Origin of the sequence: Desulfoluna sp. (genome assembly GCF_030145185.1) — a bacterium.
In the GTDB taxonomy this organism is placed as follows: domain Bacteria; phylum Desulfobacterota; class Desulfobacteria; order Desulfobacterales; family Desulfolunaceae; genus Desulfoluna.
Genome location: NZ_JAQYWB010000126.1, coordinates 1 through 8150, shown reverse-complemented (window position 1 = coordinate 8150; position 8150 = coordinate 1). Strand labels below are relative to the sequence as shown.

Sequence of the window (8150 nt, the reverse complement as noted above, 5' to 3'; positions counted from 1 at the left end):
GAATATAACCCCCTTTAAAGTGTACGTATTATACAATGCATACACCTCAAAAAGCAAGGGAAAAAAGCTTGATTTTTCAATTGAATAACGCAAATGAGAGTGGTTTTTTGGCTTAAGGTGTGCGCTTTATCCCATTTTCAGGATTTCATGTACTGCAGGTAAGGTTGCAGGAAAAAAATAAACGAACAAAAAGCAATGCCTCCGGCGGCAAGGTGTGCCACCTTGAAAGCTGGTTACCGTTGGGCTTTACCCCTCGTTCCTCGGGTCAAATCCCAGCGGTATTCCGACAAGCCACTGTATGATTATTTGTTTCCACCAGCCTAAAAGGATTCATGGCATAGATTTTAACGCAGCCACCTTAAAAAATTCACGAACAAATCCAAGCACCAGCCTTTAGCCCGGATATTTCACGAGAAAATCAAACAGAATAGCGTGGATTACATTTTGCATTTCTGGAACGACTAAAAATATTACCGCAAAGAACTGTCATTACGAATTATTCCTTAGCCCTGATTGTTTTCTCATGAAATATCCGGGTTAAAACAGAGCCGAAAGGAGAGTGTCTCCTTCCGGCTTTGTTTATTTTGGTACACAGGGTTGAAAAAGGTCTTTTCCTTCATTCGTGATTTGCTGATTCTGCGTTTTGCCGCGCAAGGAAAATTCCGTTTTTCAAAGAGGCACACCCTGCGCGTTTTTGTATTCGCTTTTAAGAGAGCTTACTGCTGTCGCAGAAACCGTGTTTTTTTTCTTGCACTGCAAAAGCATCGCGCCCTATATACACTCACCGGTGCCCGAAAACTATTTACTTGCAGGAACAAAAACTCATGCGCAAAACCATTTTTTACGCTCTGATCCTTACCTTTGCACTCCTTCTCATCACCCCACCCTCGCTCAGAGCCCACCCCCATGTCTTTATCACGAGCTCCTTGAACCTCTGCTTCGAAGCGGGGCAACCGATTCGTCTGGATGTGACCTGGGCCTTTGACGATGGATTTTCGGCGATGATCCTGGAAGATTACGATACCGATAAAGACGGACGCTTTTCAAAAAAAGAGTTTACGGTCCTTCGCTCCGAGGCCTTTGACTATCTTTCTGAACAGCACTATTTTACCTTTATCACTCACAGCGGGGTTAAAAATCATCCCGTCGCCATCGCCTCATTCCAGTGCGAGGCAAAGGATGGCATCGTCTATTACCATTTCTCCATTCCTCTTGACCCTCGCCCGGAAAAAGGCACCACCCTTCGCTTCAGCCAGTACGACCCCACCAACTACTCGGCCCTGTTTCTCTCCCAGGATCGGCCTGTCACATTGACCGGGGATTTTCCCGAAGGCGTCAGTTACGTCTTAAGGGAGAACATGGAGGAGACTTATTACTTTGGCATGCTTCATCCCATTGAGGCGGTTATCACTTTGGGTGCAAAGGAGTCCAGGCCATGAACCTCCGCCCCAGAGTCGCCGCTCTCTTTTTCTTCATGGTTACGTTCATAAGCCCTCTTGCCGCTTATGCCGTTGGGCCCTTGGACAATGCATCGGGCTTTGTGGCACCGCTCGTTCACAAGCTGATCCTCCTCCAGTTTCAGATGCGAAGTGATATGGCGGTTTATCTGAAATCTTTTTCCGCAGCCCCGGACCTCACCACCCTGGCCCCCCTTTTTGGCGTCGCCCTCTTGTATGGCATCATCCACGCAGCAGGACCCGGCCACGGAAAAGCCGTGGCAACTGCCTACATGCTTCACGGAAACCGTAAGGTAAAAGACGGTGTGATTTTCGGCAATATTGTCGCCTTCAGCCACGGCCTATCCGGCGTTATGACCGTCCTTTTCATTAAATGGGTCCTTCAGACCCGCGTCTCCACAGGTCTGAAACACGCCACCCAGCTTACCAGTCAGATCAGTTTTTCTCTTATCATCCTTCTCGGGCTCTTTCTTTTTGCCACCGGCATTCGTGAGGCCATTCGCATGGATAATGACCAGGGGTCCAACCCAGATAAAGCGCCCAACCTCCTCGCCGCCGTCGCCTTCGGCATGGTCCCCTGTCCCGGCATCGTCACCATTATGCTCCTTGCCATGGGCCTTGACCTCATCCACTTAGGTATCCTCATGGCCTTGGGCATCACCCTCGGCATGGCAACCACCATTTCCGCCACCGTGATCCTCGTCGTGGCCGGTAAAAATGCCAGCATGAAAGCCCCCTCGAGCCACGCGAAGCGTCTCCCCGGTATCCTTACATCGATTTCAGGCGTTGTGCTGACGGCGCTGGGAGGGATGCTGCTCCTCGGAGCATGAGGTGATTGGTAGGAAAATTACAGCAGCATGTAAATGACTTAATAAGAGGTGTTTGGTTTGCTTAAAATATACGATTTCGCCTGATACAAAGGGAACGGGGCTTTTTTTCATCATTTTATTATGGTAAATAAAATTATACCTTTTCACTAAATTTGATGGTTTTATCTCGAGGGTGCACTCGGCTCGCCCGAAGGGTGAGAAAATCAGGCAGAATACCGTGGATTACATTTTGCATTTTTGAAACAACAGGAATTATTACTGCAAAGAACTGTAATTACATATTATTCCTTAGTTCTGATTGTTTTGTCATGAAATATCCGGGTTAGAGGCTATTTCTGTATGAGTCACAGAGTGTGAAATAAATGGTATCGGGGGGGGCGTCTGTATGATGGGTGATAACTCAAAAAAGAGAATGATTCTATCGGTTGTTTTTTTTCTGTTGCTTGTCACTCCTGTCGGAGCCTTTCAGCTCTCTTTGTTTGTTCCCAGAGATGACACGGTTTTCTGGGCCTCCCTTGTTGAGCTGACCCAATCGGCGGCCGATGATCTTGGCGTGAACCTGAAGGTTTACAATGCTGGCAATCGGGCGGATACGATGCTCGAACAGGTGAAGAGATCCTGTCTTCAGGGCACCGACGGCCTTATTTTTATGAATTATGAAAATCTGGGCGAAGAGATATTAAGCTTGTCCGACACCTTTAAAGTGCCAGCCCTCCTTTACAACACAGGGTTCGCTGACCCCTTGTTGATTCCAAGAAAAAAGTTTCCGTTTTGGCTCGGAAGCATGACTCCGGATGACGTCAGGGCCGGAGGGCTCCTGGCAGAGCGATTGATTGAAGTGGGGAAAGGGGCCGGAATGGAGACGATCCATCTCCTGGCCATTGAGGGCAATCCGCTGGAAAAGTCGTCTGTCGATCGCGTTGAGGGCATGAAAGCCGTGGTCTCGAATCGGGAGGATGTCGTCTTATATGATATCGCCAACGCCGGCAAGGCATGGAGCCGGACCCGGGCAAAAGAGGTGTTTACCGCGAATTACCGTCAGCACCCAGACATCAACGTCGTGTGGGCCGCCGGGGATGATATTGCTCTGGGAGTGCTCGATGCCATGGTGGAGTTGGGACTGCCCTGGGATCAGGTTCTCACGGGGGGCATCGATTGGAGTGACAAGGCCGTGGGGAGTATCCAGGCCGGTCAGAACCGGCTGAGCGTTGGCGGGCACATGCTTGAAGGCGCCTGGTCGCTGATTCTTCTGTACGACTACCTCAACGGCGTGGATTTTTCTCAGGAAAATACAGTGTTTAAAACCCGAATGCATGCCATCGACCGGATTAATGTGGATCAGGTCTCCAAATTTCTCTCCGGTAATTGGGGCCGCATCGATTTTAAAGGATTCTCCAAGTTTCATCATGATATGTTGCTCTACCGGTTCGATCTGCATTATCTCATCGACACCTTTTACCCCAAATCACGATCGTTTAAGCTGACAGAGCCGGAGCGCCGCTGGCTTGCAGAACACCCCACCATTCGGCTGGGCATCGATTTCAACTGGCCGCCCTTCGAATTTCTGGGACCCAAAGAAAATTATGAGGGGATGGTGGCGGATTATGTCCGAATCCTTGAAGATCGTCTCGGGATTGAATTTGTTTACTCCAAGGAGATGGCCTGGTCAGAAACTCTGGCATCCATGCAGGAGCGTCGGCTGGATATGATCTCTGCCATTGCGACGATTCCGTATTATGAAAAGGCGATGAATCTCACAGAGCCCTTCCTGAGCTTTCCCCTGGTGATCATCACGCATGAAGACGTCGATTTTGTGGAGGAACTGGCCGTCCTTACCGGCAGGAAAGTGGCGGTTGTCGAGGATTATTCCGAGGAGAAAATTCTTGCCGGTGGCTATCCGGACATTGAATTGTATCCGGCGAATACCACGGAGGAGGCCCTTGAAGCCGTCGCCACCGGTAAGGCCTACGCCTACGTGGGCAATCTGGCAGTGGCAAATTATGCCATCAAGAAGGGGCGCTTTACAAATCTTAAGGTCTCCGGGACGATGCCCCGTAAACTAGAAATCAGCATGGGGGTTCGTAGCGACTGGCCGATTTTTTCGAATCTGGTCACAAAAACAATGAACTCCATCTCGGATGAGGAGCGGGACACCATCTATCGTCGCTGGATTACCCTTCGCTATGAGCATGGTTTTGACTATGCGCTGCTCTGGAAATTTCTGGCAGGTGCGGCCTTTATCCTGTCTCTTTCCATCTATTGGAATCGGCGTTTGTCTTCCTTGAACCGGAAACTGAAACAGGAAATTGTGGTCCGGATCCAGGCAGAGGATGCGCTGCAAAGAGAGCAGGAGAGGGTGAAGCAGCTGGCCGTGACCGATCCCATGACCGGCCTGTATAACCGTCGAAAGTTTACGGAGGCCTTTCCCCTTGAAATTCGCAGGCTCCGTCGCGATGGGCAGTTTCTGGCCTTTGCGATTATGGATATTGATTTTTTTAAGCAGTACAACGATTGCTATGGTCACCAGATGGGCGATGAGGCCCTGATCCGTGTGGGGCACCTCCTTCTTGAGCGCTGTAAGAGGGCAACGGATTATGTTTTTCGCCTGGGCGGTGAAGAGTTCGGGGTGCTGTTTGTGGCGCGCAATCCAGAACGGGCCCTGGTTTTTATCGACCGATTGCGGGCGGCCATTCAGGGGCTGGGGATCGCCCATCGGCACAACAAAGCCGCAGAGACCCTGACGGTTTCCTTTGGTTTGATTACGTCCGATCATCCGTCCACCATGGACGCCATGTACAAGGCTGCGGATCAGGCCTTATACCGGGCCAAGGAAGCCGGCCGCAACAGGACGGAAATGGGGAGCTGACCCGAGCCTCCGCTCCGAGCCGAGGCGTCTGTCTGGGACCTTGGAAAACGTCTTGTTGGCAGATGCCTTTTTTTTAGCTAAAATATTATAGATAACCTCTCCTGCATCGCACCGAATCCACTTATTTTCATTGCGCCCCGGCCCCTGTACCGGGGAGGTACGTCTGGTCGCCGGAACTCCGGCACATCATGCAATGATGGCGTATGGGGCGTGCTCCTGTCCGCCATGCAAAGGCATACGCGAGGTGTCTTGACCCTTGGCTGTAAAGGCCGTCACGGGGGACTTCGCGTTGACTGTCGAAGGCTTTTTTATTTGGATGCCCTGTCCACGCTCAGCGTCCTGCTTCATCTTATTTTCCTGTCATCCAAATTTCGCCGTCATCCAACAACATCAAGAGGATGGGGATCGTTTATGCGTATCGACAATGAAGTAAAACTGGGATTTAAAGATGTCTTGATCCGGCCGAAAAGGTCCACCCTGAAAAGTCGTTCTCAGGTGGAACTGAAACGAGATTACTTTTTCCGGCACAGCCAGACAACATGGAGCGGGGTGCCGATTATCGCCGCGAATATGGACACGGTGGGCACCCTGGAGATGGCGGTGGCCCTGGCGCGGCATGGTGCCATCACAGCGCTTCATAAGTATTATTCACCGGAAGACCTCAAAGCATTTTTAGCGGCTCAGGACCCGTCGATTTACAATCATATCATGGTGAGTACCGGCACCCTGGATGCAGACCTGGAGCGGTTGACGCAGATGGTGCAGGCGCATCCGATGATTCAATTTATTTGTGTGGATGTGGCCAATGGGTATACGGAAAATTTTGTGGATTTTGTCCAGAGGGTTCGGGGACTTTTTTCGGACAAGGTCATTGTTGCCGGGAACGTGGTCACCGGAGAAATGGTGGAAGAGCTGATTCTTTCCGGGGCCGATATCGTCAAGGTCGGCATCGGCCCTGGCTCTGTATGTACCACCCGTGTGAAGACCGGTGTGGGGTACCCACAGCTTTCGGCCATCATTGAGTGTGCGGATGCGGCTCATGGCCTGAAGGGGCTCATCGTGGCCGACGGGGGATGCACCTGCGCCGGGGATATCGCCAAAGCGTTTGGTGCCGGCTCAGACTTTACCATGCTGGGCGGAATGCTGGCGGGGCACGATGAATCTGGCGGTCAATTGATTGACAAAGAGGGTGAAAAAGTGGTGGAATTCTACGGTATGAGTTCCAAAGCCGCCATGGAAAAACACAGCGGCTGTGTCGCTGATTATCGGGCCTCTGAAGGAAAACTTGTTACCGTTCCCTACAAAGGATCGGTGGATGAGACCCTCCTGGATATCTTGGGCGGCCTCCGCTCAGCCTGTACCTACGTGGGGGCAGGGAAACTCAAGGAACTCTCCAAGCGGACGACCTTTATCCGTGTGATGGAACAGCACAACCGAACCTTTGGTGACGAATAAAATGAAAATGTGATGATTCAATCAATCCGGGGACCTGGCCATCAGGTGTCCCGGTTTTTTGTGGCTTAGCCCGAAGGGTGAGAAAATGGAGCAGAAAACGTGAATTACATTTTGTATTTTACAAATATCTAAATTTCTCACAGTAACAGGTTGTAATGATAGCTTATTACTACGACAGGATCGTTTTCACATGAAATATCCGGGTTAGGTTAAAGGGGGCAGGGTAGGTTGTCGTTCTTGAAGAAATCAGTTATCGTTCTTTTGTCATGGTGGGATATGTTCCCGGAAGGGTGATGACGGTCACAGGGCCCTGGGCGGTATCCATAGTATGGAGAGTGCTATTTGAAACGCGTGTCGGCGGTTCGGAGGACATTCTTTTCTGAACGCGTGGGCAGGCATTTTTGAGCTTAGCCCGAAGGGTGAGAAAAGCGAGTTGAAACGGTAGTTTACATTTGTATTTTTGAAATACCTATATCTTTCTCGATAACCAGTTGTAATAACATATTATTATTTTGATCCGGCCGTTTTCTCATGAAATATCCGGGTTAGGAGGTTGGCGGTATGACAATACGATTGACAGCGGTCTCTTTTTTTCTGCTTTTCTGTGTGGGATGTGCCCCCGTTGTGCTGGGAACCAGTGCCACAGGCGTTTACAAAAGCGCTTCCGATGAACGCACACTGGGCAACCAGGTGGATGATGCCACCCTGACGGCCAAGGTGAAGGCCGCCCTCTTCGACAATCGCGATGTTCCCGCCCTTTCAATCGATGTGGATACCTTAGAAGGGATGGTGACCCTGACGGGACTTGTGGCCAACCAGGGCGTCTCAAAAAATGTGGAGACCGTTGTCCAGAGTGTCTCTGGGGTGCGTGGCGTCAAAAACCTCCTTCAGGTGGGGACCTCTACCCTGGGGCAGAAAATGAATGACAAGGTCGTGGGCATCAAGGTGAAGGCAGAATTGCTCTCCGCCGATGAGGTTGACGCCCTGAATATCGATGTAGATGTGAACAGGGGGGTGGTGACTCTTACCGGTGTGGTGGCGAGTGCTGAAATGCGGGATGAGGCGATTCGCCTGGCTGACAGCCTGGTGGGGGTGCAGCGCGTGGAGGATAATCTTCGGGTGAAATAAAAGGCCAATGGCGGCAGGGGCTTCTTGCTGTCGGCCTTTATGTCTCGATGCATTGATGGGCGAAGAACGGTGGCTCGAAGTTGTGTTTTCAGAGAACACCCCATGTCTTATGGCTGCCATGACTGTTTGATTGTTTCCTCTTGAGCTGAATTTCAAGAGGAATTCACTGCTTTTGCTTTCATATCCTTGCGTTTTATTCCTTTCTTTGTTACCTCGTTTCTAACCTTCAGTTCTCCTTAATTGAAAAATTTGGAAGAGCATTTGTGGCCGTTAGCCCGGATATTTCACGAGTTGGGTGCGCTCATATGCAAGGCATCAGAGCTGAAGATGTAGTGGTTTACCTCAAAGCTCTGATAACGCGGCAGATGAGTGCACCCGGCTCGCCCGAAGGGTGAGAAAATCAAACAGAATACC

The 8150-nt window shown here is 50.6% G+C and carries 5 protein-coding genes; all 5 read left to right on the top strand.

The window, feature by feature from the left end; translation table 11 throughout:
• The first annotated feature begins 824 nt into the window (after positions 1-824).
• The 5 genes from Q1Q75_RS21965 (at position 825) to Q1Q75_RS21945 (ending at position 7736) form a co-directional block, all read left to right on the top strand.
• Positions 825-1439 carry a DUF1007 family protein gene (locus Q1Q75_RS21965; RefSeq protein ID WP_300675265.1) on the top strand — a complete coding sequence of 205 codons (615 nt, stop codon included), beginning with the start codon at positions 825-827 and terminating at the stop codon, positions 1437-1439.
• Positions 1436-2287 (top strand): hypothetical protein, encoded by an 852-nt coding sequence (locus Q1Q75_RS21960; RefSeq protein ID WP_300675263.1) that lies wholly within the window; start codon positions 1436-1438, stop codon positions 2285-2287. The genes Q1Q75_RS21965 and Q1Q75_RS21960 overlap by 4 nt, the downstream gene beginning before the upstream one ends.
• Before the next feature lie 385 nt (positions 2288-2672).
• The gene (locus Q1Q75_RS21955) at positions 2673-5153 is read left to right on the top strand and encodes a diguanylate cyclase (protein WP_300675261.1); all 2481 of its coding nucleotides are present in this window, start codon (positions 2673-2675) and stop codon (positions 5151-5153) included.
• 411 nt (positions 5154-5564) lie between these two features.
• A complete protein-coding gene (locus tag Q1Q75_RS21950; protein WP_300675259.1) occupies positions 5565-6608 on the top strand; it encodes a GMP reductase in 1044 nt (347 codons plus the stop codon).
• Between the two features lie 561 nt (positions 6609-7169).
• Positions 7170-7736, top strand: coding sequence for a BON domain-containing protein (locus Q1Q75_RS21945; RefSeq protein WP_300675257.1), 567 nt, complete (start codon positions 7170-7172; stop codon positions 7734-7736).
• Positions 7737-8150: the final 414 nt, after the last annotated feature.